The 260-nt window shown below is 63.5% G+C and carries 1 protein-coding gene; it reads right to left on the bottom strand.

Annotated elements, in window-relative coordinates; all coding sequences use genetic code 11:
- A partial coding sequence (locus AAEZ09_RS28635) for a DEAD/DEAH box helicase (protein WP_350601720.1) occupies nt 1-260 on the bottom strand: 260 nt, incomplete at both ends.

The following is a 260-nucleotide window of genomic DNA, read 5'->3' as shown; positions in this document are numbered from 1 at the left end:
AGCGCGTCATTGGCAATCTGCACCACGAGCTCACGGGTCGGCGCGATGATCAGCGCGCGCGGCTCGCCCATGTAGCGATCTTTCGGCGGCGGTGTATCGAGCAGCTGCGTTATGGTGGAAATAAGGAAGGCGGCCGTCTTGCCGGTGCCGGTCTGGGCGCGGCCAATGGCGTCTCTTCCGGCGAGGGTGTAGCCGAGCACCTGGGCCTGGATCGGTGTGCAGTAAGGGAATCCCAGATCGTGAATCGCATGCATCAGCTC

It is taken from the genome of Pseudomonas sp. 65/3-MNA-CIBAN-0223, assembly GCF_040310425.1.
Taxonomy (GTDB): Bacteria; Pseudomonadota; Gammaproteobacteria; order Pseudomonadales; family Pseudomonadaceae; genus Aquipseudomonas; species Aquipseudomonas gregormendelii.
Note: the sequence above shows the minus strand (reverse complement) of the source record. Positions and strands in the feature narration are given on the sequence as shown.